Raw genomic sequence first — 25,589 nt, 5'->3', positions numbered from 1 at the left:
CTGCGAACAATATTTTTGCGGCTCGATCTGGAGGATCTGGACGACAATGTCTTGGGACACGACGAGCATCAATCTGGTACGGCACGATGATATCCGGCGCAGGTTACGTGCGAAGGGTGTCCGGCTGCTGGATATTGCCGTTGAGACAAGCAGACAGTCCAGCCTCGTGACGCAAACGAGCCAAGGATACCGGCGCTGTCCCGAGATCGAAGAAGCGATCGCCCGTCACCTCGACCAGAGTGTCGATAGCCTGTTCCCAGAGCGCTACGGGCCTTCCACGACCGAACAGGGAGATCAGCCATGACCCCATAAATACAAAGCGACCCCGAAGCATAGCTCGCGAGGTCGCCTGATTTGCTGAACTTGGTAGGTCCCAGCAAACTTAGGTTCTCTCGCATCGTCTAATTTGTCAAGTCTGCACACCGTTTGAATGGCGGGGGCAGGGCTGGCCTTACATGCAAAGGAACGCGTCTGGCTGCGGAAGTCACAATAGATGGCTTCCCGCTAGACCTCAAAATCGATGACAGGAAACCAAAATGAACGCCGCTTGGATGCGGCGACCGGAGGCGCACGCAGAGTGCAGCGCTTACCTCTCTCGCTTGACATGGAGCCATACGAAACCGCGACATCTCTGTGTTCACGAATTTCGGGCAGGAACGGTTTGCCGCGGATGCGCGTGCTGTGCCGTGATTTTTCGATAAACAGCGTGGCCCTCGGCAACGGCGAGGAGGAGGCGGTTGCCCGCGTCGCACGTCTTGCCGGGGTGGAGCCTGCCCAGCTGCAGCTTCATACCCCAACATTGATCGAAGTCGGTCGATATCGGGTCGGCCATGAGACTATCAAGTTCTCTGCCATGTTGCGACGGGGAGGGCAGCTTTGCCCGCTCTGTATCGCAGAGGATGAATGCCGCGATCCAAAGTTCGGGCCCTATCAGAGGGATATCTGGCAGGTCGCCGCGTTCCGGCACTGCCAAAAGCATGGTGTTGCGTTTGAGCGCCCGCAGTTTGCATGTCGGTTAGGCGATATCCACGATTTCACGCAGGTGCTGAAGACATGGGCCCCAAGCGCGATCATTGAGGTCGGAACCGATGGGTCCGCTTTAGAGGAGTATCTGCTCAGCCGCATCCGGACGGGGGCTGGCGCGGATTGGATCGACCGGCAGGCGTTCCACGTCGTGTGGCAAGCGTCAGAAGCTCTGGGCCTTCTTTTGAAGGAGGGCCCACAGGCCAAGTTGCATCATCAGCCCACAGATAAGCTGATCCGCGCAGGGGCGGCGGGCTATGAGGTTTTGCGCAAAGGGCTGGATGCGCTGCAGGTGACATTGACTGACCTCCGAGAAACGGGCGGTCAGCATATGAATAACTACGGCAAGCTCTACGGCCCACTTTTGAGCTGCCTTCTGGAGCGCCGCCGCGACCCCGAGTTTGACGAAATCCGTCGCTTCGTGCGGGGCTACATCCTGCAGAACTTCCGCATCGCGCCAAACACCTCGGTGCTGGGTGAACAGACCGAGGGCAACCAGATGTTCACGGCGCTGACCGCGAGCCGGCATTTCGATGTGTCCCTATCCATGCTCAATCGCCAGCTGAAAAAGGAGGGGCTTCGGCCGGAGGGCAGGCCGAATGAAAAAAGCGATCCCAAACTCCTCGTGTCGCGTGATCGCATGGAGCAGGTGGTCGCAGAGGTCCGCAAACTGTCATCGATCACGGTGACACGGGCAGTGATTGGCGCCGATCGACATATCATGGATCGCCTATGGGAATCGGGACTTTTGGTGCCGCATTACCCCGATGATGGCGGAACGCCCGTGTTCCACCATGACGACATCATGCAGTTTCTAAAGCGCCTGCAAGACGCCGCCACAGCGGTGCGGAAGCCTTCGCGCTATTGGCGTCCGCTGACCTCGGCAGCGCTGAAGATACATTGCTCGACCGTCTGGCTTATCGAGCAAGCTCTCTCGGGAAAGTTGCAATTGGCGGCGCGAATGTCAGGCCCGTTCCAGATTGCGGATTTCCTGGTTTCGATGAACCAGCTCCGTGCGCTTCTCAGTGAGGTGTCCGAAGGCATGGTAACGGCAGCCGAGGCCGCAAAATGGCTCGCGGCAGATATTCCGACAATCCACGCGCTGGCATCATCGGGGCTTTTGCCGTCGCAGCTTGCCGAAAACAGGCTCGCCAACCGGCCGCAGAGGCTGTTTTCCAAAGCCGATCTGGACGCCTTTGCGCATTCCCATGTGGTCATGCGCGCTTTGAACGGGGCGCGAAGGGCAAAATACACGGACACGCTGGCCTTCATAGAACAGCACGGCGCGCAGCCGGTGCTTTCCGACCCGAAGGTAAAGCCGATCTTCAAACGCCAGCATCTCGAGCATATTGCCAGTCTTGAGGGGGGGCGAGCAGCTGTCATGGCTTTTGTCGATTGAAAACGCCCGTATCGCCAAGGCGTCCGACCCTGATCTTCAGGTCGAAACTTCGGAGGGGGAGAAATGAGCGTCTCTTTCTTCGATATCGACCATGACACGTGGAATTACGGCAAGCCAAAGCTGCGTTCGGCCGGCAAGATCACCCTGCCGGAAATCCATGGAGTTCTGCCCTTCTCGGGGGTCCGCAATCCGATCACCGTAAGCAGTACATCCCACAAGACGACCTTCACTTACAAAACGAAGGCGAACGGATGGCAGCCCCGCGTTGGATTGGCGGAAAGCGGCGCCGAATTGGCCGTGGCGGAGAGGTCTCTTATCACTCCGGGTGTCTATGACGTCGAGTTCCAGCCGGTGCGCTTCCCCTATCGCCATCCGACAGGGCGTACAGCATGGCATACCATCGATCAGCGGATTACCTTTGACTCTGGTCTGCGTCGGTTTGTTTTCGTCCGTAACAGGGCCAGCCTTCTAAAGCCGTGGGTGCAGGACGAAATCGACGCTATTGCCGATGCTGTGCCCGAGAGCGAAGCGCATGAATTTGCCGTCGTTGAGGCCGAGGCCTTCTCGCGACCCTACCGCGAAAACCTCCGCCGGATGCATCGCTACGTTGCCTTCGAGCCTGATCCCGCTGCGGATGCCATGGTCGACGACACTATCGAGCATCTGAGGACGCTCTGGCGGATGGCAGATCTTATCCCGCATCTCGACATTCCGCCATATCGGATCTTCCGGTCCTGCCTGCGCCTGATAGCCGCCAAAAAGCTTCAGGCCAATCTTAACGCCGTCATCTGCTTTCACTCCTGCATCTGGAGGTCACAATCATGAAGCTAAATCCCCTTATTCCGGCAGGCCTGCAGTTGAAACTCTCTGGCAAAACCAGGGTTTTGTATCCGAACGGCGATGGGTATTACCGCGCCGAACATGCCGATAGCGGCCGCGTGGAAATCATTACCTATAATGAGGCGCTGTCTTGGCTGAAACGGCCTGATTGTTCCAGCATTGGTCAGCTGACGAGCAGCGCCGCATCGGCCAGAGTGCGCAACGGCGGCCGGCACTACCGCGAGCAGCTTTCCGAGGAGCTTCAGGATCAGATCGATTTTCGCAAGGCGCTGTGTGTGGGCATTGATCATCTAGAGCAATCCGGGGTCAAAGTGACGCCGACATCGGTCGACAAGCTTCAAAACCAACGGATCATCCGTGAGGTGGCAGGGCAGCTCTATAAAACTCGTCCGATCTCCTATGCGCTGCGCGGTGGCTCCACGAAACTGGTCGCTATACCACCGCGCGGCCGGACACTTCTGGACTACAGGCAGCGCTATATCGACTCTGGCTATGACGAGATGGCTTTGGTGGATCAGGCGTGGTTGCGCGGCAATCATATGCCGCGGATCACGACCAGAATGCGCGAGCTGATGACCGAGGCAATTGAGCAGATCTATCTTGATCCCAAGAAACCGAACGTGTCGTCGGTCCTTCGCCATCTGGAAACGCTTACTACGGAAGAAAACGCAAAGCGGAAATTGAACGGGTTAGGCCCATTGAAGCTGGTCACTCATAAGACGCTTGCCAAACATATCCGGATGATCGGCTCTACCGCTGTGGCGATCGCGCGGGATGGGGAGCGTTTTGTTGCGAATAATCGCTCCCGTGGGGCCACCGATACGCGGGCCTTGAGCGTGGGGGAGGAGGTCACCATTGACGAATGTAAGCTGTCATTGATCACCACCGTGAAGGAGAAAGGCTGGTGGGAGCGGCTGAGTTCTGAAGAACAGGCTGCGTTGGAGGAGATCGACGAGATCATCCACACACGGCTCTGGCTGGTTCTCGTCCTGGATGTGGCGACTCGCATGCCACTGGCTTGGGTTCTGACGGATAGCCCGTCGCAACATGCGACGCTCGAGGCCCTTCGCATGGCGACACGCGATAAAACCCGCGAAAAGGTCGTGTATGGCTGCGAGAGTGATCCCATGCCTGCTGTCGGCATTGGCTCTATCGTGGGGGATAACGGCTCAGGCCTACGCAATGCATCCGTCAAGGCGGCTACCGTCGGTGTGCTCGGGCAGAGCATTGATGCCCGTAGCTATCACGGCGTCGATAAGCCCTTCCTCGAACGGATGTTCGGGTCGCTGGAGAGCGTTCTGATCAACATGATCCACGGCTATACCGGCCGAAAGGCGGGAGCTTTGCCCGGCTATGATCCGATCAAAAACGGTGTGCTGGATTGCCAGGTGCTCTATGGCCTGATCACGCGCTATCTGGTCGATGAATATCCCAACCAGCGGCATTACGGTGCAACGATGCTTGGGCAACGCCCGATCAAGCAGCTGCAGCTGACAAACCAATTCTATGGTTCCTTTGCAGAAATCTGTCCGCATGATCGCCTCATTCACCTCGGCTGGAAGAGCAAAGCGACGATCAGTGACGAGGGCGTCAAAGCATTCGGGCTGCCCTATAACTCTCCCGAATTGCAGGCCGTCCGCGATCACGTCCACGGCAAGGTATCCGTCTTCTCGGATCCCGATTGCACCAATCATGTCACCATCCTGATCGAGGGCCACCCTGATCCCATTCTGGGCTATCTCACATGGACCGCCATGTCAGATATGACGATCCCCGAGTTCCTGGCGATTGCAGAGGCTGCGCGGGCAGAAGATCCTGAAGAGACAGAGGAATTCGAGGCGCGGCTTGCACGGGCGCGACGCGCGCGGTTTGATCAGCTGCATTTCATCGCCGTCGAGCATAAGCTTGCGCGCAGCTATATGACGATCGCAGAGGCCCAGAAGAAGGCTGAAATCGTGACTGCAGGGCAGCATTCCCGTCCCTATAGCGCCCTGCCTGGCACCGTCGATCCGGGCAGTATCGCGGATGAACATGCGAGCGCTGGCATTCGGAAGGTGGGCGCAGGGTTCAAGCCGCCGCTGGACGGTTCGCTTGCCCCGAAGGAGGCGCCAAACACCGCAGAGCCCCTTCCGAAGCCCGATACAAAGGGGAAGCTGTCATGAGTTTCATCAACCTCTCGGCGGCTGGCAGCATTTCGACGCTGAAGGCCGCACATTACAGCTTCCCGAGGGCGGATCGTCTGAGGGAGGACATGGTCTGGATGGTCACGGACTACTATGCCAAAGCCTCTCTGCGCCGTCCTTTCGAGGCGCGTGGCCTGCTGGTCACGGGCCCGTCCCGCACAGGAAAATCGACTGAAATCCGGCGCCAGATCGACGCCTTGAACGATGGCTCCACGATCATGCCGGATGGTCGGCCCGCGCGCTTTGTATCGGTGGTGTTGAAAGGTCTGCTTTCGTGGAAGGATCTCGGGATCCACACTCTGGATCAAGGGCTGAACTACTCGGCAACCGGGCGACTGACACAGCGGGAAGTCTGGGAGCGCGTCGTCATCCAAGCCCGGGAACAGGGCGTGATCGGCATCCACTACGATGAATGTCAGCACATCTTTCCCCGCGTGACCGGCGAGGCGCGGGCGATGATTCTCGACAGCTTCAAATCCCTTCTGAAACAACCGGAATGGCCGCTCATGCTGATCCTGTCCGGCGTCGACAGCCTCGTGCAGCATATCACCAGCGAGGAACAACTGGCCTATCTGATGCGGCCGATCTCGTTTCCCGAGGTGGCGCTGCATCGACCCGCCGATCTGGCGGAGATGGTCAGCCTTTGTCATGCCTATGCGGATAAGGCGGGGCTGGCGTTCGACACCCTGAATACGCGGGATTTCTATGAGCGGCTTGCCTGCGCCTGTGCCAACCGGTGGGGGCTTGTCATCGAGCTGCTGATCGACGCTTTCGTCATCGCACTGAATCAGAAGGCAAGCGAACCAGATCCGCAGCATTTCTGCCTCGCCTTCACGCGTCGAACGGGGTTGCGGGAGGGCTATTCACCCTTCGCGATCGATAGCTACGAGGCGCTGTTCTCGCCGCAGAAAATCTTCGAGATATGGGAGAAACGGCGGGCTGCGATCAGCGCCTAACCACCACCCATTACTAACTGATTGGGCTCGCGCTTTGCGCGGGCCTTTTTTCTTTTCACCGGCGGCGAGGGCGCGAGAGGCGGCGTTTGCAATTGCTCCAAATTGGTAGGGAATTGCTCCAAACGCGAATGGAGGTGGAAATTATGATTCTATCTCAATTGGTTGCAGATGATTCGTTTTGAGGGCCGTCGGAAATTGCACTCTTATGGTCCAATGACACTTTGTGTAGTTGGACCATAAGAGTGCAGATTTGGAGCATAAAGCTACCAAACCGCAGTCAATATGGTAAATCCAACACACTTGGGTGTCTTGGCCGACACACTATCCCAAAATAGCAATACAGGTTGTCTGGCAATTCTCAGAAACGCCTCGTCGAACTACCTGCGACTGAGGTCGCAGGGCCTATGCAGCGTCACATCAAGCGAGCGCCTTTTGTGGGTCGAATTCATTCCGCGCAAAAAAGCATCCATACCGATAGTTCTCTGCAAATGTCTGATCATGTCTCGAACGTGACATAATCAGACAATAAGGGCGGATTGCCGACCTTCGCTGCGGCAAGCGCCAAAGTCTGCTATACGTAACTACCGGACTTTGCCAAACCAGTCTTCAAACTGCCCCAAGCAAGTAAATGTACGGCTGCACCACACTAAAAATCTAACTTTTCCTATCGGATGCACGTTTAGCGCACCACTTTTGCTCATGGCGGCAGACAACTGGCACCGCGGAGGAGAACCCGGGCCTCAAGCCTACTTGAGTTCATACTGCAGACTAAGTAATCACTATAAAATCAGGGCGGGGATCGCATCGACAGTTTTTTTGGGGGGGCGCTACAAGTAATTGAAAGCGAACGTAGAAATCCTCAGTGCAATCATTTACTGTTTTCTTGAGAGGCTAGTTTATCCATGTCAGACCAAAAAATGTTTAGCGCCCGAGAAGAATCCATTCACCAAATCTTCAATGAGAAGAGGTATGTAATCCCCTATTATCAAAGACCTTATTCTTGGCTAAAGAACAATGCCGAAAGTCTTTGGGAGGATTTGTATTCCACTTGGATACAAGAGGGAACAGGCGGATCTGGCTATTTTCTTGGAAGTGTAGTTTTAGTACATGACAAAGTTCTAGGTCGAGATGAGATAGTCGATGGTCAGCAGAGATTTATCACACTTCAATTATTGTTAAGTGCGATAGCTCATAAACTTTCGGATCCAGATCTTGCCAGAAAACTAACACGATATTTTATTTCCGAAGAGGATGAATTCGCTGGGACAAAGGCGGAATTGGTCGTCCTGCCTGGAAATCGATACAAAGATTTCTACGAGCGAATTCTTAACAAAAAGGAGCTGGGTGAGTTCAGTAGCTCGGCAGGCAAACGGTTTATCGAAAATTACCAACTGTTCGCCGAAAAATGCGAAGGCTTGAATCAACTGGAGCTCGCAGACTTTGGGAAATTCGTTCTCCAAAGGTCATTTATTGCTGTTTTGCGCGCAGAAGATCAATTGAGAGCGCTAAGAATATTCGCAATACTTAACGACAGAGGTATAGATCTACACCCTGTTGATATACTTAAAGCAAATATTCTCGAACGGACAAACCTCTCCGAAACTCAAAAAACTAAGTTCGCAGAGAGCTGGGAAGAATACGAGGAGACACTTGAAAGAAAGAGATTTCAAGATCTGATCGGGCATATGAGGATGACTTATATTCGGGGACGAACGCAAAACCCACTGCATGACGATGTGCTTGAGCGAGTGAAAACTGCCAAACAGGCAGAAGACTTCCTGAAAGATGAACTGCCTAGTTTTGTGAAGTCTTTTGAGTTCCTTCAAAACTCAGATGACATTGACGTGCGCAATATGGCTGAAATTGGACGCCGCTCTGGATTTAAGGACTGGGAAGCTCCCGCCCTGTTTATAACGCGTCGAAAGTCTCAGCTTCCAAGCTACAAACAGGTACTTCGGGAAATAGCATCGATAGTGGTTTTATTGGCCATCACGAAGGCGCCGGATGGGCAGCGCGCAGGTCGTTTTGGGCGAATGATTTCAGATTTTGAAGCTCTTCTATCTGGTAAGCAAACTCTCGGTGATTTGGAGAGCTTGAAGATAAGTCGGTCTGAATGGCAGAGCTTTGAGAGCTCCCTTTCCACTGATGCATACTCCATCAGAGGGCTTCGAGCAGGCCTTCTTTGGCTTGAATGGATTTCCGGTGATGACGACAGGTCGGTTGAAAGCTCAGAGGTAACTATCGAGCATGTGCTCCCGAGAAAGAAGGGAGAAGAACAATTTTGGCTGGAACGGTTCTCGTCTACGGATTGGTCGGAACACTCAAATCGGCTAGGTAACCTTCTTCTAGTGTCGGGAAGAGCAAACACTAAAATGGCACGGAAACCCTTTTTGGAGAAGATGGAGTACATCCAAAAGAAAGGTGGAAGCTCGTGGATCTGGACCCAACAAGCTCTTGGGCAGCGAGATTGGAGCCTCGAAGTAATCGAAGCGCGAGAGAAAGAGATGCTAGATGCATTTAAAAAGAGGTTTAACTTTTTATAACTTCAGTATCCGTCTAGTATCTAGATCTGGGGTCAACCCCCGTATGCGCAGATCAGGACGGGACCGTTTAATTGGTGTTGCTGCACCACGTCATGAGTGGCCGTTTTGGTGATGCTGCAGGTCCGCGCTGCCAATCCCAATGAATGTCTGGATAGGGCCGGAAGCTCCCTCAGGCCTGGCGCGCTAGGCAAGGGTCCTGCCGCGCGACTGCATCTCTGCTTCGTGCTCGAACGGGTCATACTGCGGCGCAGCTTGTCTTGCGCCTGGAGGGCCGTCGCTCCCGGCCCATAGCCGCCGTTCACCAGGCTGGTCATCGCTGCGGGGTGCTTCCCTAGACCGGTCATTCATGGCTCCATGCAGCGTGATTGCTTAGGCCAACGTCAGCAACGCGGACAATGCCGCCGTTCGCCGGTCGCTGCTCCAGCTTAGGTCATCCTACCTCCGAGCAGCCATAGGGAAGAAGCGGGCGCTTTCATAACCTCACTCACCACGGCGCTACCACTTTTCCGACTATGCCTTCTCCTCGATGATCTCGGTTTGCTCACCCACGAGGATGAGCGTGTTCTCATGGTCGAGGAAGGTTTGCTCGTCTGGAAAAACCGCTTGTTCGTAGGTTTCTGATCCGAGCACGGCTTTCATCCCTTCAGGGCTATCGAACCAGATTTCGGCGGTGCCATCGAAGTCGGCCTGCGGGACGGGAAACTCGCCTTCCGTCGGGTGGGTCTGGATGTAGCGAAGCACATGGGTCTTTGCCTCCGGGATCGAACGGAACAAGGGCCCGTGTGTCTCACGGTGGTGCCGCACGAAGGCCGCGTGGTCGATATCCGGATTGCGCTTCAGAAGCATTGTCATCTTGATCATGGTCTTGGTCCTTCAGGGATGGGGGGTCCAGCGGGGCGCCGGGGAGTCCGTGGGCAGGTCGATGCCGCCGGGATAGGTCAGCAGCTCAAACAGCGTGCCCCAAGGCGCGCGCCCATAAATGCCTGCATTGCCGTCATTGTCTTCGTTGTTGGCCAGCGGATGTGGCCCCTTCAGCAGCGTGCCTCCGGCGGCCGTGAAAGCAGCGCATGCCGCATCGATGTCGTCGACGTAGAGGCCAAGGTGCGTGAGCCCGAGATCCTGAAGGCGCGCAGGATCGGACTGTGTCCCGTCTTCCATTCGGAAAAGCTCGAGGCTTGGCCCGTTGCCAATCCGCACGAGGCGCATGTGTTCGATCCGTGTTCCTGGCAAAAGACCCAGTTCCGCCTCTGGCCCTTCGCCTTCCATGTCGGGCCCTTCCTCTGGCAACACGTCGTAAAGCGTGACGGCTCCGAAAGCGTCGGACAGGAAGCGGGTCGCGGCCTCAATGTCAGGCACGGTGAGGCCCGCATGGTCCACAGCCCGAATTCCCGGAGCCGAGGCTCGTGCGCCAGCAAAGCCGGCGAGGTCGGTCACGGACGATGCGCCTCCGGTGGCAACCTCCTCAAGCGCTGCGTTGAACTCTTGGGTATGGGGTTGGGCAAGATGTGCTTCAAAGGCCGCGTCGTCGCGGTATTCCTCGAGCATCACCACCGCACCGCTGTCTTCGCTGAAGGCCTCGAAGCGGATGTTGCCCGCTTCGCGGCGCACCTGCTGCGCCAGCGTTTCCACTAGTGATGCCAGCCTTTCGGTCTGACCAACCTTGGGCGTTACCCTTGCGATCATCGTGCGTGTCATGGTCGTCTCCGTCTTGGGATACTGCGCTGCGGCAGTCACCGGGCCAACACGTCCCTGAGGACGCCCGTTCCGTTACAAACTGGAATGAGTGAGTGCTTCGGCTATATTTTTTCAAAACTTCATTCATGTGGAAATTTTACCGATGATCCAGTCCGTCACCCGCGCCCTCGAGATGCTCGATACGATCGCCCACGCAGGCGGTGCCGCCTCTCTGGGAGAGATTGCAGAGGGGGCTGGCCTGAAGACGACGACCGCGCACAATATCCTCAGAACCCTTCAGGATGCCGGCTACATCCGACGTCGCCCCGGCGACATGCGCTATCATCTCGGGGATCGCATCCTGAACCTTGCCCGTGTAGTGGGCGATGACGAGGTTCTCCGGCGCCGGTTGCGCCCCGCTCTGGAGGAGATGGCAGCCCAAACCAGTGAAACGGTGTTCCTCGCTGTCCCCTCCGGAGACGAGGTCTACTTTCTTGACGCAATCGAAAGCCCTCGCACTCTGCGCGCCTCGAGCCAACGTGGAGAGCGTCAGCCGATGGCAGGCTCAGCTATCGGTCTTCTCTTCCTGGCATTTCTTCCCGCTCTACGCCACCGGATGTTCGAGGTCCACGCGCCCCGCATCGGTCCGGGGATCGCGGCCGAAATCGACGCGATAGCTGAACGCGGCCATGCTCTTGACCAAGAGAACTGGTGCCCAGGCCTCAACTGCGTTGCCGTCCCTTGGCACGACGATGGGGAAGTCCGCGCCGGCTTCGGCCTCGCCGGACCAAGCAGCCGCCTGACTGCGACGCGGCTGGACGAAATGGCGCACATCATGAGCGAACTTGTATCAGACGCGTCCGCTCCGGGTCGGGGCTGATACCTGTCACAAAGGGCTCAAGCCGGTCATGCGGCGGTGCGGCAGCCCGATACGAGGGCCGCACCACTGTATCGACGTCTTCGGCCGATTGTGTTGAAAAACTCGGGTGGCTTCAGCACAGTGCAGGGTTCCAGAACGCCTGTTCTAACTTAGGGCTAAAGTGCCTCGCCAGAGAGGGCGATCTGACTTTCACCAGAATAAAATTCTCGATGGAGCCCTGTGAGTGCTCGGTGAGAGAGTTTTTCAACACAATCGGCCCTAAGCCGACCTTCGTGTCAAATGCAACGAACGACCGGTGTCACGCCATCCGTAACTTTCCGTGCTCGCAATGCATCTGATCAATCGCCGATAGTAAAGTAAGAGCACGGCGACCTGCTTTATGCGCGATTGATCCTTGTAGCAGGGAATGTGGCACCATTTTCGGATTGACCGGACCTTCGTCAGAACCCATTTTGGAGACTCTTACAGAAGGTTTCAATGCGGCTACTCTTCGTCATCGTCCTGACCAGCCTGATGATGCTGGCTGCCTTGCCGCAGAAGTCTGTGGCGGGGCTCGAGACGCATGACTGCGCGTCCTGTCCGGAAGTGATGATCCAAACAGACCACAAGACGCCGATGCACCAGCAAGCTGACCTAACTTGCGCCGATATGGCGACCTGCGCATCCCATGCCGTTCTCGATGAAAGCCGGCCTTTCCGCGACGATGTACTGCGACGCTTCCGTTATGCGTGGCCTGAGCCGCGTCGCGGAACGGCGATACGCCTATCTCTGGACCTCCCTCCGCCTCGCGCCCGAGAACTCGTTAGTTGATCTCGGGTCGATTGCGCTCGGCCTGTTTACAGGATGCGGCCAGCACTGCCGCTTAGGACGGAACACTTCTATGAATCAATATACTCTCGCCGGAGCCGCAGTCTTTGCTGCGGCGCTTGCGGCCTTTGCTTTCACGCGCACTCCTGCGCCAACCGCCCCTACCGAGCCAAACGCCACCCCTGCGGACGGCGCGGCCATGGTGACCGTCACCCTGCCCGATACGTTGTCGCCCGAGGCGACCATGGGCAAGCGGGCATTTAATGCGGTCTGCGCGGATTGCCACGGGGAAAATGCCGCCGGAAGAATGGGGATCGCCCCACCGTTGATCCATAAGATCTACGAGCCGTCGCATCACGGAGACATGGCTTTCCAGATGGCGGCTGCGAATGGCGTGCGGGCACATCATTGGAAATTCGGAGATATGCCGCCCCAGCCTGATGTCACACGCGCGGATGTGATCTCGATCATCGCCTATATTCGCGAAGTGCAGCGCGCCAACGGGATCAACTGAGATGAAGATAACACGACGCGCCTATGCGCGGGAGATGCCCCTGCTGACGGCCAAAGCGGCCAAAGTCCAGCTTGCTCCGGAAGGTTACCCAGCGACGCCGGTCTGGAGCTATGATGGCACGATCCCGGGGCCGGTGATCCGCGCGGTTCAGGGAAGCCGTTTGGAGCGACGGCTGACAAATATGCTGGAAGTCCCGACCTCGATCCATTGGCATGGAATCCGTATCGAAAACGCCATGGATGGGGTTGCAGGGCTGACCCAAGCGGCGGTGCCCTCCGGCGAAAGTTTCGACTATGCCTTTGATCTCCCCGATGCCGGAACCTATTGGTATCATGCGCATAAAAATTCGATGGAACAGGTCGCGCGGGGGCTTTCTGGCGCTCTGATCATCGAGGAACCGACCCCGCCGGATGTGGACCGTGATGAGGTCCTGATGATTGACGACTGGCTGTTGGACCCCGAGACTGGCCTGTTTGTCGATGACTTCGCAGCACCGATGACGCGCAGCCATGGCGGGCAGATTGGCAACCTCGTGGGGGTGAACGGGCGCTACGACTACAGGCTGCCCGCGCGGCAGAACGAACGGCTGAGGTTGCGGTTGATCAATGCGGCCAATGCGCGGATCTTCGGCCTGAAACTTGAGGGGATGACCGGCTGGACCGTGGCTCTTGATGGCATGCCGCTGGGCGCGCCGGAACCTGTAACGGATACGTTGGTCCTTGCACCTGCGCAGCGCATTGATCTGATCGTCGATGTGACAGCCGAGGAAGGGGAAACCGCAGGGGTTCTATTTGCTGCGGCCGATGAGAGCTGGCGCCTGCTGGCAGAAGTCCCTGTCACGGGGCGTGCCGGATCGACTCTGCGCGGCGCGCCTGAGCCCTTGCCACGCAATCCGCGTATGGAGATTGCAGGCATCGAGGTTGCCCCTGTCCTTGATATGCCACTGCAGGGCGGGGCCATGCGCGGGTTGGATGGTGCAAGGTTCAACGGGCAGCAGTTGGATTGGCAGGAATTGGTCCAGCAGGGCCAGTTCTGGGCATTGGCTGGACAGGTCGGATTGGGAGATACCCCCTTTGCCACTCTCTCGCGTGGCGAGACCCTCCGCATCCGTATGAAGAACGAAACGATTTTCCCGCATGCGATGCACCTGCACGGGATGCATTTCCGCGTGCGTAAGGAAGATGGGACGCTTGGTCCCTTGCGCGACACGGTGCTGGTCATGCCGAATGAGGTGACCGAAATCGCCTTTCTTGCCGATAATCCGGGGAAGTGGCTGTTGCATTGTCACATGTTGGGCCATGCCGCGTCGGGGATGACAAACTGGATCGAGGTCTCATGAGGGCGCTCCTGATTTTCGCACTTTCGGGTCTGGCCTATCCAGTTTGGGCAGGCGACAGAGGTGGCGCAGCACTTTATCAGGACCATTGCGCATCATGCCATGGGACACAGCTTCAGGGCCATCCCGATTGGCAGAGCACAGGCCCGGACGGGCGGCTGCCAGCACCCCCCCATGACGCTACCGGACATACCTGGCATCATAGCGACGATCTCCTGTTCCGCATCACGCGGGACGGGACCACCGCAGTGGTCGGCGAAGGCTATGAAAGTGATATGCCGGGTTTTGGTGCTACGCTGAGCGACGCGCAAATTCGAGCGATCCTCGACCATATTAAATCGACCTGGCCCGAGCGCGAGCGCACCTACCAGCAAGAGGTCAGCCAGCAATAATAAGCAGTAATAAATCAGTTTTCAGGGAACATTTCCCCGCTGGTCAGGTGTTAATTATCAAACCAGCCAGGAGAGAGCCATGCCCGAAAGCCTTCATATCCTTGCAATCCTCTCACTCATCGCGGCGATCATCTGCGCGGGCTGGATTGCCTTTGATGAACGCAGACGCCCACAGCATATGTGGATTATGAACCTCGTCTGGCCGCTATGTGCGCTTTTTGGACATGTGTTGGTTCTTGGGGCCTATCTGGCCGTTGGCCGAGCGCCGATAGGCGGGCATGCGCATCATCACCAGCACGGCCATAACAACAAACCGCCCTTTGCGGTCTCTGTCGCCAAAGGCGCATTGCACTGCGGAAGTGGCTGTACCGTCGGTGACATCATTGCCGAATGGCTGGCCTTCCTTCTGCCGGCTGTTGCTGTGGCATTTGGCTGGCACTGGATATTCGCAGATAAGATCTTCGCCGTCTGGGTGCTTGATTTCATCCTTGCCTTCGGCTTCGGCGTGGCCTTCCAGTATTTCGCGATCAAGCCCATGCGGGACCTCTCTCCGAGAGAGGCACTTGTTCAGGCGGTCAAGGCAGATGCTGCCTCGCTGACGTCATGGCAGATCGGCATGTACGGGTTTATGGCCATCGCCCATTTCTGGATCTTCCCGCATGTCTTCGGGGCGGAACTGCGCACAAACAGCGTCGAATTCTGGTTCGTGATGCAGATCGCCATGCTCTGCGGCTTTGTCACCTCTTACCCCGTCAACTGGTGGCTGATCCGCGCAGGGATCAAGGAACAAATGTAATTCTGAAGAATGGAGGCCACCATGCCGAAAGATAGCAATAAGACTGCCGTTCTGTACCGGATGGTCATGCCCGAACATACCTGTCCCTTCGGGTTGAAATCTAAGGATCTGCTGGAGCGCAACGGCTACGCCGTCGAAGATCATCACCTGAAGAGCAAGGACGAGACCGAGGCCTTCAAGCGCGAGCATGATGTCAAGACAACGCCCCAAACCTTCATCGAAGGGGAGCGCATCGGGGGGCATGATGACCTGCGCATTTTCCTCGGGATCGACCCGCCGAAGGAAGAACAAACCGACACGAGCTACCGGCCCGTCATCGCGATCTTTTCGGTCTGTGCCCTGCTGGCGCTCGGGCTGGCGTGGCACCAGTACGGGACGATCCTGACTTGGCAGAGTTTCCAGTGGTTCATCTCGTTGTCGATGACGGTGCTTGCGATCCAGAAGCTTCAAGACGTCGAGCAGTTCTCGACCATGTTCCTGAACTACGACCTGCTGGCGAAACGCTGGGTGCCCTACGGCAAGGTCTATCCCTACGGCGAGGCGCTGGCCGGCATCCTGATGACCGCGGGCGTCCTGACATGGGTTGCCGCGCCCGTCGCCCTGTTCATCGGGACCATTGGGGCGATCAGCGTGTTCAAGGCCGTCTACATCGACAAGCGCGAGTTGAAATGTGCCTGCGTCGGCGGGAACTCCAACGTGCCGCTCGGCTTCATTTCCCTGACCGAGAACCTAATGATGATCGTGATGGGCTTCTGGATGGGCCTGCGCGCCCTCGGGGGCTGAGATGAGAAACGGGTGCGTCGTCGCAACGCCCCAGGTGTCTTTCTGCCTTAGCCAACGTGCTCCGGCGCGACCGTGGATGTGAAGGTGGCAGTGACCAGCAGGATCACGAGGAAGGCCGCGACCTCCCACCGGATCGACGCCCTCAGCGGGCCGGCGTTTCCGGTCTCGGCCAGGGCCGGGGTCAGCCGAAGCTTGTTCAGCCCAGCGAGGCCGAGAAGCAGGGCCACGACTGCCAGTTTCAGCGTCAGGAACTGCCCCCAGGGTTGGGTCAGGACCGCGATAGGATCGCCCGCCAGGATCACCAGGATGACGACGCCCGCCACGACAAGCAGCCCGACCATGACAAGCGCTGCCTGACCGAACCGTTCGACAGTGCGGATCGCTGCGTCATTGCCGCGGCCTACCATGTCATAGAGCGGGTAAAACCCCCCGATCCAGAAGCTTGCTGCGAGGATATGGACGACGAAAAGCGTCGAAAGCACCAGCCTCGGGTCTCCGGTTGCATGACCACGCAGTGCGAAACTGATGGCGACAAGAATGACACCAAGGGCCACCACAGGGCGAGTCCAAACACGATTGAACACGATGGTAGAGATGGCGATAAGACCGAGAATATCGGCCTCTACCGACCGTCCGAGGGGACTGAAGAGCGCGACCTGAAGCATCATCGGATCAAGCGCGCCACCGAAGCCGCCGTAGAAGAAAGCCGCCCGCAGCGGAATGTTCAGTGCGCTGAACACAATGCCAACGACGGCGGACCATGCTACAAGCCGCCTGAGGCGACGGCTTGCAGCGGCATCCAGCTCCGTCAGGAGCCAGAGGTTGATGACGGAGCCCGCCGCAAGCAGGACACTGACATACATCCCCGCCTTGACGAGGATCGAGGCGATCTGCACCGGTTCCAGTGCGGCAAGAACTCCGCCCATGATCAGTTCGCGACTTTGAACGCGAAGTTGCCGTTCATCGGGTGGCCGTCCGGCGACATTCCGCGCCAGTCGATCTTGTAGCTACCAGGTGCGAGCTTCGGCAGCTTACCTTCCCAGGTCTTTACGGCTTGGTTTGCGGCAGGGCCATTGATCTTGTAGGTCTTACCGTCAGGTGCTTTCATCGTAACGGTGGTGATCTGCATGGGATCTTTGAACATAAGGTGCATGACCTTGGTGTTCGCGCCGACCGTCTGGCCGTTGCCCGGCATGGTCATCATGCCCTTGCCATGGGCGGAGGCCGCGCCTGCGCTCAGGGTTAGAGCGACCGATAGCGCGGCTGAGGTCAGGATCGTACGAAGTTTCATTGGGGTGCTCCCTTGGTTGGTGCAGGTTGAAAAGGCTGCGCCCTCATGGCTTTTCGTTGCGTAGAAAGGCTGATGCCGAGAGGGCGCAGCAACATCAGAACATGAAGTTGACGCCGACTACGCCGGTCAGCTCGTCGACTTCATGGCCATGATCGCGCAGGATGTCGGCTGTTCCACCGAAGGCGCGTTCATAGTTCACGCCGGCATAGGGCGATACGCTGCGGCCGATGAGGTCATAGCTCAGACGAAGCCCTAAGCTCTGCCTGAGCATGCGCATGATCAGGCGCAGCTGACCTTCGTTGCCTCGGGGCTGGCCCAACTGCGGACCGAGGGCGGAGTCTGGCTTCTGCCGCCGCAGCTGGCAGCTTGGGTGCCGCCGGGGATGCCGCATCGACTGGACATCATGACCGATGCCGAGCTTCTCGTGGTGCTGTGGCCGCCCGCCGCGTTGCGTGCATCGGCGCCGAAGGACTTTCCCGCGCGGGATTTCGTGTCTCTCGTATCACCGCTGTTGCGCAGCCTGCTGGATGCACTTGTGGAGTCCGACATGTCGTCGGAGCGGGGCAAGATCATGCTCCGGCTCATCCTGCACGAGCTTCGGATCATCGAACAGGCCCCGACCTACCTGCCCATGCCTGCGAGCGAGATCGGGCTGCGGGTGGCGGAAATCGCGCTGGCCGACCACCGCAATGACCTGCCGCTCGAGACACTGGCGTCCCGCGCCGCCACATCCATGCGCACGGCAAGCCGCCGGTTTCCGGAAGAGACCGGAATGACATTGAAGGCCTGGCGTCAGCGCGCCCGCATCCTTTGGGCCGTTCCGGAACTCGGGCAAGGCAAGGCCATTGCTCAAGTCGCCCGAGAGACCGGTTTTGCAAGCACTGCAGCCTTCTCCCACGCCTTCCGGCAAGTCATGTCCCAGACACCGAGCGAGTTTCTCGCATCGTACCAGCACGACGAAAGCATGGTGTGACGGACCACCAAAAAGATTGCTTTGGGTTCGAACCGGGCCTGCGGCGGTGCTGCGTGCTGGTAGCCCAGAAGAGTGGGGCCGTCCGGCAGAGACGGCCCTATCCGGACATTCATCTGGCGGGTGTACGCGGCGATGCAGTTCATTGAACCGGCCATTCGTGGTATTCTGCAGCATGACCCGGTTGCCCAGTGTCCGCAAAGCGGGACTGAGCAGCCATTCGAAATTTGAAGAACGCTTCTCGGAAAGTCCATCATGAGGGAAGAGGAATACGAAATACGGCTCTCTCGCCCCACGTTGCAGTCAGCAGAGCGCTCTGATCCGACGTAATGACAAGGCCGACAGGGCTTGAAAACCCATCCGCAACAGCCCTTGAACCACCATCCATCAGGATTTCGCGCACAGTCGTTCCGCCATAGTCGACAACAAAAACGCGACCGGTCTGTGTCATCGTGATCCCCGGTCCCGGAGTATTGAACTCCCCACCTGCTTCGACCCTCGTTCCATCCGGACGCAGGATCGTGACACCGCCACCGATATTTGAAACGACAAAGCCGCCATCAGGTGTTTGAACAGCACCTACGGGCGTGTTCAGGCCCTTGATGACAGAAGTAAGCGCGCCGTTTTCGACCGCCAGAATCTCATTGCTTCGTCGGTTCGCACATGAGCCGCCCCGCGCGGTCAAAACTCAGACCAGCAGGCGTTGCCAGCCCGGTCACATAGGCACTGCGCTCACCATCGGGCGTGAAACACCAAATCAGATCGCTCGAATAGGAGGCGACAAAGATCGCCCCGTCTGGCGCGATGGCAAGGCCGGACGGGCCGGAAAGCCCCTCTGCAAAGGTTGTGCGCGCACCATCTGGCGCAAAACGGCTGATGCGCCCCGCGCCCCACTCGGCCACGAACAGGTTTCCTCGCGCGTCGAAGCCCATACCGACGGCGGAGTTCACCCCGTCGAACAGAGGTTGTGGGGTCGCGGCGCTGACCCTGCCGGACAAGGCGCAGGGCAGCACCATCACTTGTGCAAGAACGGTGCGGCGGTTCGGTTTTATGTCCGGCCCTCCGCCTGTGCACGTGCGGCAAACACCTCTTTCGCCGCGAACAGCCCGTTCAACGCGGCCGGAAAGCCAGCATAAACCGCCATCTGCATCAGGATTTCGGTGATCTCTTCTTGCGAAATCCCCACATTCAGGCCCGCTTCTATATGCACTTTGAGCTGTGGCTGGGCAGTTCCCATAGCGGCCAGCGCGGAGATGGTTGCAACCTCCCGGTCGCGCAGCGAAAGCCCTGGGCGGGAATAGATATCACCGAAAGGGAATTCGAACAGGTAGGTGGCGAAATCCGGTGCGATATCGGCCAACGCGTCGATCACGTTCTGTCCGGCTTGACCGTCGATGGTTTCAAGAGCGCGTTGCCCGCGCTCCAGTCTGGTTTCTTCGGCTTTGATTTGAATTGTCATGGTTTTACGTCCTTTTCTCGGCTTCGACATAGCTGTCGATTTTGATGTCGAGGACGAGAAGGGAGTCTTCCAATTCAGCCAAATGCGCACGTACCCGCTCGCGATGCTGTTCCAACAACACACGCCGCTCAGGTCCAGTTTGATCCCCCTGCGCGCGAAGTTCGGCATAGAGCAGCATTTCACGTATCGGCATACCGGTGGTTTTCAGGCGTTTGAGAAAACCAATCCAAACGAGGATGGCTTCGTCATAATCGCGCTGTCCGCCAGCATCACGATCAGCGAAAGGTAAAAGCCCGATCCGCTCATAATAGCGGATCGTATGAGCCGATAGCCCCGTGCGTTTTGCGAGTTCGCTGATCTTCATGGCACTCTGATTCTCATCCAGACGCATCCAAGGCTAGGGGTTTGAGCACACTCTAAGTCAAGATTTTTTCTGACATTGCGATTGGTAGAATGGGCTCGGAGCGGACTTGCGGTAATGCGGCAGGTCATTTTCGAGGGCCGCGCAACGATATCGACGTGTCCGGCCCTTTCCTGCCGCTCATCAAAGACGCCTTCGCTGCGGAGCAGCTTCACCAGACCAGCCATTCATGCAGGCCGCAGCATAGTCTTGGGCCCCGAGGTCGGCAGCGCGGACAAACCTGTCGTCTCAACATTTGCCTTACGGGGCATTCACACTGAGTGTTTGCACTGAATGTGCGCAAGGAGAGGCCCGAAGCTGTACACGCGATCATGACGCTTCGCCCAAGTGCCACATCACCCAGCGGGCTTCTTCCATCGCGCTGCGCCCGAAGTGCTTGCGGAAGTCACGGCTGAATTGGGAGGCGCTCTGATAGCCGACCTCGGCCGCAACACTGGCAACGGAGCCGTGGTTTCGCGCGATCATCAGACGTGCCTCGTGAAGGCGCATCGCCTTGATGTAGCGGACTGGCGACGTGCCCGTCAGCTGCTTGAAATGTGCGTGGTAGGATGGAACGCTCATCCCCGCCGCAGCCGCCAGATCCGGCACGGAGAGGACTGAAGTGAAGTTCTCCCTTATGCGCCCCAAGCTCTCGACAATCCTTCCGGCGGGGCCACGCTGACGCAGCGCTGCGCGCAGGGCATCGCCCTGCGGCCCGACGAGCACGCGGTAATGCAGCTCCCGCAGCAGTCCCCGGCCCAAGATCGCGCCTTCCTGGGGATCCGCAAGTGCGGCGAGCACCCTGCCCAAAAGCGCCCGCATTATCGGCTCCATCGGGCTCGAGATCAGGCTCCGGGCTCGCGCAGGCGCCGTCTCTCGCACGGCGTCCAACGCAATGGCGATTTCGGCGGCGAGCTGCAGGTCGAACTCGAGATAGAGCGCCAGCAGAGGGTGTTCGGGATCAGCTTGGGACGCCATGCGGAACGGCACGGGGACCGACACTGCAAGATAGTGATCGGCATCGTAGCGATAGACTTTCCCGTCCAGAAACCCCTGCTTTGCCCCTTGCAGCACGAAGACTGCGCCGGGACGATAAAGGACCGGGACGTCCTCCAGAACGGTTTCGGAGCGCAGGATGCGTAGGCCGGGCAGTGTCGTGCGGTTATACCCCGCAAGGGGCGCGAGCCGGTCCGCCTGACAGGGAAGATCATCGCATTTCATAGGATCGGACAATTCTGAGAGAGGATATGCCGTTACTGGCGCATTCGATCAAGACTATCTGTCAATTCACTAAAACACTCAAGCGAGGGCCTCATCATGTCAGGCAAGACCTTCTTCATTACCGGCGCCAATTCGGGGTTCGGCTTTTCCATTGCCAAGGCGGCATCGGGGGCGGGACACAAAGTCATCGGCACGGTTCGCTCTGATGCAGCGCGGACATCGCTGCTCGAACGTCTGCCCGGCGTTCACACGGTGCTCTGCGACGTCACGGATTTTGATCGCATCGACGGGATCGTCGATCAGGCAGAGGCCGATTTCGGCCCGGTGGATGTTCTGGTGAACAATGCCGGCTACGGGCACGAGGGAGTGCTGGAAGAATCCCCTCTGTCCGAGATGCGGCGTCAGTTTGACGTCAATGTCTTCGGAGCCGTGGCAGTCGCCAAGGCCTTTCTGCCCCGCTTTCGCCAGCGGCGCGCAGGCTTCATCCTCAATGTCACCTCGATGGGCGGCCTAATCACCATGCCCGGGATCGCCTATTACTGCGGCAGCAAATTCGCTCTGCAAGGCATCTCCGAGGTCATGCGCAGCGAGATGGCGCCGTTTGGCGTCCATGTGACAGCTCTCTGTCCCGGTTCATTCCGTACCGACTGGGCAGGGCGCTCCATGGTTCGAACCGAACGCTCCATCGCCGAATACGACCCCCTTTTCGATCCGATCCGCCAGACGCGGCAACAGAAGGACGGGAAGCAGCTGGGCGACCCAGACAAGCTGGCCGCAGCCGTCCTCAACCTTGTGATGTCGGACAATCCCCCGCCGCAACTCCTGCTTGGCAGTGACGCGCTCGGCCTCGTGCAGAGCCGACTGCACGCGATGCTTCAGGAAATCGACGATTGGGAAACGGTCACCTGCTCGACGGACGGCTGGGTCCGCTGACGGATCAGTAGTTCGCGGACGCGGAAGACACTGGCTGCGCCCTGTGTTTCCTCGCTTTTGATCGGGACAAAGCGCATGTTCGGTCGTTGTGCTGCTTCGCAGATCGCCTCGGCATCGTTCGCATCATTTTTCTAACGCTTGACGAACGGCTTCACGTAGGCAGGCGGAATAAGCCGAACGCCGTGGCCGAACTTGGTCAACTCCCGACCCCAGAAATGCGCGCCTCCGCAAGCCTCCATCGCCACAGCGCAAGGCTGAAGCGTTGCAAAGAAATCCAACACCTGCGCACGTCACAGCTTCTTTCTAAGTATGACCTGACCACGAGCATCAGCGCCGTGTACTTTGAACACGTTCTTCGCCAGATCGAGTCCCACAGTGGTAATCTCCGACATAACCGCCTCCCAGAATGGATTGTTGCGATCCCACCTTGGCACAGAGATGCCGTCGGGGGGCGGTTACATCATCAAGCCCGCTCGGAACTGCCCTTGGCTCTCAACGGGTGTTATGTCGCGCCGAACCTGCGCGACACATCCGCTGTAAACGTCAGCAATGCGGACGAAGCCGACCTTTGCTCTACGGCTTTCAGGCTTATGATGTCCGCGCAGAAGAAATGGCGAAAGCTCGACGGCCAGAACCGCTTGCCAGAGGTCATCAGCGCGGTTGAGTTCCGCGAACGGCCTCCGCCAATTTCAAGACGCCGCTTGGTCAAGCGTCACTAACTTTTGTGCATATTTCGGAAGCACCGCTTGGGCGGTGCTGTCCCAATCAGTTCAGTCTCGGTCAGAGAGGTATAATTCGTGTTGCCTGGCGGAGGCAGATGTCATGGTTGCTCGACAAGCTCGACCTTTGACGCCAAAGCGTTCAACGCAATTTTGTGGACGATCTCCGAGGGGGCTGTGCATAGCTCACTTGCCACCAGTATACGGAAGCGATCGGCCGAACGTGATAATGCGGTGAACGCTACGCAATTCTGTGTCATCATCCCACAAAGCAGAAGTTCATCACATTCCCCCAAGTGAGACAGCAAGTCAGTGTCCTGAAACGCATCTGCAACATGTTTGACGACCACGGGCGCGTCCTCGGCAACGCTCAGGATCAAGGGGCTGATTTCTGAGCCGACGGAGCCTTGTGCAAATAGTCCTGAGGGAGATTTGGAAATATGCCTTACTAGGATGATTTTGTCACCTCGATCACGTGAGCGCTTGATGGTATCTGCAATACGTTGCTCGATTTCGTTGACGTTCCACAGTGGTAGGCTGCCACCTTCGAAATAGTCCTTTTGAACGTCGATGACGATTAGTGCTCTAGCCATGAATAAGGTTCCTTTGAGGTATATGCTCAAAGAAATTACACTGAAATGGAATATAGTTTCAGTGGCCCGATGGGCATATTTCGTATATATCGGGCCAATGAAGGTCGCAATTATTGCCTATGATGGGATCAGCCCTTTCATGCTTTCCACGCCGATGGCGGTGTTTGGAGAGTCCTTTCTCACGAGCGGTCATCTCGTAAATGTTTGCTCTTCTGAACCCCGGTTCACCGCCTCAGGAGGTCTAAATATCGAGGCGCCCTGCTCGCTTAAGGAAGCGCGAGGAGCGGACATCGTAATTTTGCCTGGGTGGCGAGATCACGAAGAGGCGGTTCCAAATTCGATCCTAGACGAACTTGGCGCTGCGCATGACAGAGGAGCCATTGTCGTCGGGCTATGTCTCGGTGCGTTTGGTTTGGCGCAATCTGGGATCTTAGATGGAAGGCGCGCCACCACCCATTGGGCCCGATGTGAGGTTTTCAGTTTGCGTTTCCCGCATGTCACTGTTGATAAGAAGGCAATTTTCGTGGACGAGGGAAGCGTGGTCACGTCCGCAGGAATCGCCTCAGGGATCGATTGCTGCCTTCATCTCCTTGCACGCATTTCTGGCACAGGCGAAGCGAATAGAATTGCACGACACCTAGTCGTAGCACCACAGAGGTTTGGGACTCAACCGCAACTGATTGAGCGGTCTGCAGCGGGTACGTCGGCTGATAAGCGCATCGAAGATCTGCTTGATGAAATTCGAGCAGATCCAACCTTGGCTCCGTCACTCGATGATCTTGCTGCTCGGGCGGGTATGAGCAGACGGACCCTGACCCGACATATACGGGCGCGAACCGGTGGCAGTCTAGGGGATTGGATACGACGGTTGCGGTTGATGAGAGCGCAGGAATTGATGTGTGCGGGAATTCGCGGTTTGAGTGGTATCGCGGTCCGAAGCGGTTTTCCCGATGACCATGCATTGCGCGCAGCCTTTAAGACCGAGCTCGGCGTCTCGCCACGCCAGTGGTTGGCTCGACAAAGGTGCAATTAATCTGCGCAGTGAGGTTTTGTGCGCGAGCATAAACATGATTTCAACGCAGAGGGAGAGAGAAAGTGAGCGGAGTTAAACGAGTGAGCGATATCGCGCCAGAGCGACTCGCTGCGCTGAATGCGGGCGAGATCGAGGCCGCGACCCTAACAGAATGCCTCGCAGTGGACTTCGCCAGGCTGATGCAAGCCAGCTTCCCCGAGATCGATCAATCATCGATCAATGAGATGGACGCGGCACAAACACAAGGTATCACGCGGCGCATGGTGCTCGCGGCACGGATCCTGCACGATCAGCTGGGCGCGGATGCATCAACGCGGCTAATCGATCATCCGTCCGATACGGTGAGGGGCTGGGCCTGTTTTGCACTCGGCACACGCGACGATATGGTTCTGGCGACCAAGCTGGACGTAATCCGCCCGCTGGCCGATGATGAGCATTTCGGCGTGCGCGAATGGGCTTGGCTTGCGCTGCGCCCCGAAATTGCCGCGCAGATCGACGCGGCGATCTGCTATCTGACTCCTTGGGTTACAGATCCTTCGGCACGGCTGCGTCGTTTTGCGTGTGAGTCAACCCGCCCCCGCGGCGTCTGGTGCTCCCATATCAAGCCGCTGCGCGAAGATCCGGCGCGCGCTCTGCGCCTGTTGGCACCCCTGCGTGCGGATCCGGCGAAGTATGTGCAGGATTCTGTCGGAAACTGGCTTAACGATGCCGCCAAGGATCGCCCCGATTGGGTACGTGCGCTCTGTCGCGACTGGGAGAATATGAGCCCTGCGCCAGAAACAGCGAGGATCGTCAAGCGCGCCTTGCGCAACATTGGAGGCGCCTGAAACGTCGCCACGGCACC

Annotated in this window: 25 protein-coding genes and 1 pseudogene; 14 read left to right on the top strand and 12 right to left on the bottom strand. The window is 57.8% G+C overall.

Features of this window, described 5'->3' with window-relative positions:
* The first annotated feature begins 547 nt into the window (after positions 1-547).
* The 5 genes from WDB88_RS02175 (at position 548) to WDB88_RS02155 (ending at position 8,944) form a co-directional block, all read left to right on the top strand.
* Positions 548-2,422 carry a TniQ family protein gene (locus tag WDB88_RS02175; protein WP_339108572.1) on the top strand — a complete coding sequence of 625 codons (1,875 nt, stop codon included), beginning with the start codon at positions 548-550 and terminating at the stop codon, positions 2,420-2,422.
* Between the two features lie 63 nt (positions 2,423-2,485).
* Positions 2,486-3,247, top strand: a complete 762-nt coding sequence (locus WDB88_RS02170; protein WP_339108571.1) for a hypothetical protein — start codon at positions 2,486-2,488, stop codon at positions 3,245-3,247.
* The gene (locus WDB88_RS02165) at positions 3,244-5,424 is read left to right on the top strand and encodes a hypothetical protein (protein ID WP_339108570.1); all 2,181 of its coding nucleotides are present in this window, start codon (positions 3,244-3,246) and stop codon (positions 5,422-5,424) included. The genes WDB88_RS02170 and WDB88_RS02165 overlap by 4 nt, the downstream gene beginning before the upstream one ends.
* Positions 5,421-6,401, top strand: coding sequence for an ATP-binding protein (locus tag WDB88_RS02160; RefSeq protein ID WP_339108569.1), 981 nt, complete (start codon positions 5,421-5,423; stop codon positions 6,399-6,401). The genes WDB88_RS02165 and WDB88_RS02160 overlap by 4 nt, the downstream gene beginning before the upstream one ends.
* Before the next feature lie 902 nt (positions 6,402-7,303).
* Positions 7,304-8,944, top strand: a complete 1,641-nt coding sequence (locus WDB88_RS02155; RefSeq protein ID WP_339108568.1) for a DUF262 domain-containing HNH endonuclease family protein — start codon at positions 7,304-7,306, stop codon at positions 8,942-8,944.
* 510 nt (positions 8,945-9,454) lie between these two features.
* On the opposite strand, the gene WDB88_RS02150 is transcribed toward WDB88_RS02155, so the two are convergent.
* Entirely contained in the window at positions 9,455-9,805 is a 351-nt protein-coding gene (locus tag WDB88_RS02150; RefSeq protein WP_339108567.1) for an EthD domain-containing protein, read from the bottom strand.
* A 12-nt stretch (positions 9,806-9,817) separates the two neighbouring features.
* Positions 9,818-10,639 (bottom strand): antibiotic biosynthesis monooxygenase, encoded by an 822-nt coding sequence (locus WDB88_RS02145; protein ID WP_339108566.1) that lies wholly within the window; start codon positions 10,637-10,639, stop codon positions 9,818-9,820.
* Between the two features lie 88 nt (positions 10,640-10,727).
* Here WDB88_RS02145 and WDB88_RS02140 point away from each other — a divergent pair, with 88 nt between their 5' ends.
* The 6 genes from WDB88_RS02140 to WDB88_RS02115 all read left to right on the top strand — a co-directional run bounded on the left by WDB88_RS02140 (position 10,728) and on the right by WDB88_RS02115 (position 16,126).
* Positions 10,728-11,498: an IclR family transcriptional regulator gene (locus WDB88_RS02140; RefSeq protein WP_339108565.1), complete on the top strand. Its 771-nt coding sequence runs from the start codon at positions 10,728-10,730 to the stop codon at positions 11,496-11,498.
* 880 nt (positions 11,499-12,378) lie between these two features.
* Positions 12,379-12,819 carry a cytochrome c gene (locus tag WDB88_RS02135; protein WP_339108564.1) on the top strand — a complete coding sequence of 147 codons (441 nt, stop codon included), beginning with the start codon at positions 12,379-12,381 and terminating at the stop codon, positions 12,817-12,819.
* 1 nt (position 12,820) lies between these two features.
* Complete coding sequence (locus tag WDB88_RS02130; protein ID WP_339108563.1) at positions 12,821-14,158, top strand: multicopper oxidase family protein; 1,338 nt, start codon at positions 12,821-12,823, stop codon at positions 14,156-14,158.
* Positions 14,155-14,547 (top strand): cytochrome c, encoded by a 393-nt coding sequence (locus WDB88_RS02125; protein ID WP_339108562.1) that lies wholly within the window; start codon positions 14,155-14,157, stop codon positions 14,545-14,547. Before WDB88_RS02130 ends, WDB88_RS02125 begins: the two co-directional genes overlap by 4 nt.
* A gap of 79 nt (positions 14,548-14,626) precedes the next feature.
* On the top strand, positions 14,627-15,343 hold the full coding sequence (locus WDB88_RS02120) for a DUF4396 domain-containing protein (protein ID WP_339108561.1): 717 nt from the start codon (positions 14,627-14,629) through the stop codon (positions 15,341-15,343).
* Positions 15,344-15,364: 21 nt separating this feature from the next.
* The gene (locus WDB88_RS02115) at positions 15,365-16,126 is read left to right on the top strand and encodes a MauE/DoxX family redox-associated membrane protein (protein ID WP_339108560.1); all 762 of its coding nucleotides are present in this window, start codon (positions 15,365-15,367) and stop codon (positions 16,124-16,126) included.
* Between the two features lie 47 nt (positions 16,127-16,173).
* On the opposite strand, the gene WDB88_RS02110 is transcribed toward WDB88_RS02115, so the two are convergent.
* From WDB88_RS02110 to WDB88_RS02100, 3 genes are all read right to left on the bottom strand, one after another.
* Complete coding sequence (locus tag WDB88_RS02110) at positions 16,174-17,052, bottom strand: CopD family protein (protein WP_339108559.1); 879 nt, start codon at positions 17,050-17,052, stop codon at positions 16,174-16,176.
* Positions 17,053-17,054: 2 nt separating this feature from the next.
* Positions 17,055-17,417 carry a copper resistance CopC family protein gene (locus tag WDB88_RS02105; protein WP_339108558.1) on the bottom strand — a complete coding sequence of 121 codons (363 nt, stop codon included), beginning with the start codon at positions 17,415-17,417 and terminating at the stop codon, positions 17,055-17,057.
* 94 nt (positions 17,418-17,511) lie between these two features.
* The gene (locus WDB88_RS02100) at positions 17,512-17,736 is read right to left on the bottom strand and encodes a copper resistance protein B (protein ID WP_339108557.1); all 225 of its coding nucleotides are present in this window, start codon (positions 17,734-17,736) and stop codon (positions 17,512-17,514) included.
* Between WDB88_RS02100 and WDB88_RS02095 the strand changes: the two genes are divergently transcribed.
* On the top strand, positions 17,677-18,390 hold the full coding sequence (locus tag WDB88_RS02095; RefSeq protein WP_339109455.1) for a helix-turn-helix transcriptional regulator: 714 nt from the start codon (positions 17,677-17,679) through the stop codon (positions 18,388-18,390). The two genes, WDB88_RS02100 and WDB88_RS02095, sit on opposite strands and share 60 nt — an antisense overlap.
* Positions 18,391-18,640: 250 nt before the next feature.
* Here WDB88_RS02095 and WDB88_RS02090 read toward each other — a convergent pair whose 3' ends face one another.
* From WDB88_RS02090 to WDB88_RS02070, 5 genes are all read right to left on the bottom strand, one after another.
* Positions 18,641-19,072: a hypothetical protein gene (locus WDB88_RS02090; protein ID WP_339108556.1), complete on the bottom strand. Its 432-nt coding sequence runs from the start codon at positions 19,070-19,072 to the stop codon at positions 18,641-18,643.
* Entirely contained in the window at positions 19,029-19,403 is a 375-nt protein-coding gene (locus tag WDB88_RS02085) for a hypothetical protein (protein WP_339108555.1), read from the bottom strand. Before WDB88_RS02085 ends, WDB88_RS02090 begins: the two co-directional genes overlap by 44 nt.
* A 32-nt stretch (positions 19,404-19,435) precedes the next feature.
* Complete coding sequence (locus tag WDB88_RS02080) at positions 19,436-19,876, bottom strand: carboxymuconolactone decarboxylase family protein (protein ID WP_339108554.1); 441 nt, start codon at positions 19,874-19,876, stop codon at positions 19,436-19,438.
* Entirely contained in the window at positions 19,851-20,210 is a 360-nt protein-coding gene (locus tag WDB88_RS02075) for a MerR family transcriptional regulator (RefSeq protein ID WP_339108553.1), read from the bottom strand. The genes WDB88_RS02080 and WDB88_RS02075 overlap by 26 nt, the downstream gene beginning before the upstream one ends.
* A gap of 366 nt (positions 20,211-20,576) precedes the next feature.
* Positions 20,577-21,467: an AraC family transcriptional regulator gene (locus tag WDB88_RS02070; RefSeq protein ID WP_339108552.1), complete on the bottom strand. Its 891-nt coding sequence runs from the start codon at positions 21,465-21,467 to the stop codon at positions 20,577-20,579.
* A 96-nt stretch (positions 21,468-21,563) separates the two neighbouring features.
* On the opposite strand from WDB88_RS02070, the gene WDB88_RS02065 reads away from it, so the two are divergent.
* Entirely contained in the window at positions 21,564-22,400 is an 837-nt protein-coding gene (locus WDB88_RS02065) for an oxidoreductase (RefSeq protein WP_339108551.1), read from the top strand.
* On the opposite strand, the pseudogene WDB88_RS02060 reads toward WDB88_RS02065, so the two are convergent.
* Positions 22,388-22,792: pseudogene (locus tag WDB88_RS02060) on the bottom strand (IS110 family transposase); the annotation flags it as partial. The gene WDB88_RS02065 and the pseudogene WDB88_RS02060 sit on opposite strands and share 13 nt — an antisense overlap.
* Positions 22,793-23,220: 428 nt before the next feature.
* A complete protein-coding gene (locus WDB88_RS02055; RefSeq protein ID WP_339108550.1) occupies positions 23,221-23,712 on the bottom strand; it encodes an isochorismatase family protein in 492 nt (163 codons plus the stop codon).
* A gap of 1,113 nt (positions 23,713-24,825) precedes the next feature.
* Here WDB88_RS02055 and WDB88_RS02050 point away from each other — a divergent pair.
* Positions 24,826-25,572 (top strand): HEAT repeat domain-containing protein, encoded by a 747-nt coding sequence (locus WDB88_RS02050; protein ID WP_339108549.1) that lies wholly within the window; start codon positions 24,826-24,828, stop codon positions 25,570-25,572.
* Positions 25,573-25,589: the final 17 nt, after the last annotated feature.

It is taken from the genome of Thioclava sp. GXIMD4216, assembly GCF_037949285.1.
GTDB lineage: Bacteria > Pseudomonadota > Alphaproteobacteria > Rhodobacterales > Rhodobacteraceae > Thioclava > Thioclava litoralis.
This window is presented reverse-complemented; position numbering and strand designations above follow the sequence as displayed.

Excerpts from the sequence above, each read along its gene's own strand:
- WDB88_RS02170 (WP_339108571.1), top strand. The coding sequence starts at position 2,486 with ATGAGCGTCTCTTTCTTCGATATCGACCATGACACGTGGAATTACGGC.
- WDB88_RS02165 (WP_339108570.1), top strand. The coding sequence starts at position 3,244 with ATGAAGCTAAATCCCCTTATTCCGGCAGGCCTGCAGTTGAAACTCTCT.
- WDB88_RS02160 (WP_339108569.1), top strand. The coding sequence starts at position 5,421 with ATGAGTTTCATCAACCTCTCGGCGGCTGGCAGCATTTCGACGCTGAAG.
- WDB88_RS02155 (WP_339108568.1), top strand. The coding sequence starts at position 7,304 with ATGTCAGACCAAAAAATGTTTAGCGCCCGAGAAGAATCCATTCACCAA.
- WDB88_RS02150 (WP_339108567.1), bottom strand. The coding sequence starts at position 9,805 with ATGATCAAGATGACAATGCTTCTGAAGCGCAATCCGGATATCGACCAC.
- WDB88_RS02145 (WP_339108566.1), bottom strand. The coding sequence starts at position 10,639 with ATGACACGCACGATGATCGCAAGGGTAACGCCCAAGGTTGGTCAGACC.
- WDB88_RS02135 (WP_339108564.1), top strand. The coding sequence starts at position 12,379 with ATGAATCAATATACTCTCGCCGGAGCCGCAGTCTTTGCTGCGGCGCTT.
- WDB88_RS02130 (WP_339108563.1), top strand. The coding sequence starts at position 12,821 with ATGAAGATAACACGACGCGCCTATGCGCGGGAGATGCCCCTGCTGACG.
- WDB88_RS02125 (WP_339108562.1), top strand. The coding sequence starts at position 14,155 with ATGAGGGCGCTCCTGATTTTCGCACTTTCGGGTCTGGCCTATCCAGTT.
- WDB88_RS02120 (WP_339108561.1), top strand. The coding sequence starts at position 14,627 with ATGCCCGAAAGCCTTCATATCCTTGCAATCCTCTCACTCATCGCGGCG.
- WDB88_RS02115 (WP_339108560.1), top strand. The coding sequence starts at position 15,365 with ATGCCGAAAGATAGCAATAAGACTGCCGTTCTGTACCGGATGGTCATG.
- WDB88_RS02110 (WP_339108559.1), bottom strand. The coding sequence starts at position 17,052 with ATGGGCGGAGTTCTTGCCGCACTGGAACCGGTGCAGATCGCCTCGATC.
- WDB88_RS02105 (WP_339108558.1), bottom strand. The coding sequence starts at position 17,417 with ATGAAACTTCGTACGATCCTGACCTCAGCCGCGCTATCGGTCGCTCTA.
- WDB88_RS02085 (WP_339108555.1), bottom strand. The coding sequence starts at position 19,403 with ATGGTGCTGCCCTGCGCCTTGTCCGGCAGGGTCAGCGCCGCGACCCCA.
- WDB88_RS02080 (WP_339108554.1), bottom strand. The coding sequence starts at position 19,876 with ATGTCGAAGCCGAGAAAAGGACGTAAAACCATGACAATTCAAATCAAA.
- WDB88_RS02075 (WP_339108553.1), bottom strand. The coding sequence starts at position 20,210 with ATGAAGATCAGCGAACTCGCAAAACGCACGGGGCTATCGGCTCATACG.
- WDB88_RS02070 (WP_339108552.1), bottom strand. The coding sequence starts at position 21,467 with ATGAAATGCGATGATCTTCCCTGTCAGGCGGACCGGCTCGCGCCCCTT.
- WDB88_RS02065 (WP_339108551.1), top strand. The coding sequence starts at position 21,564 with ATGTCAGGCAAGACCTTCTTCATTACCGGCGCCAATTCGGGGTTCGGC.
- WDB88_RS02055 (WP_339108550.1), bottom strand. The coding sequence starts at position 23,712 with ATGGCTAGAGCACTAATCGTCATCGACGTTCAAAAGGACTATTTCGAA.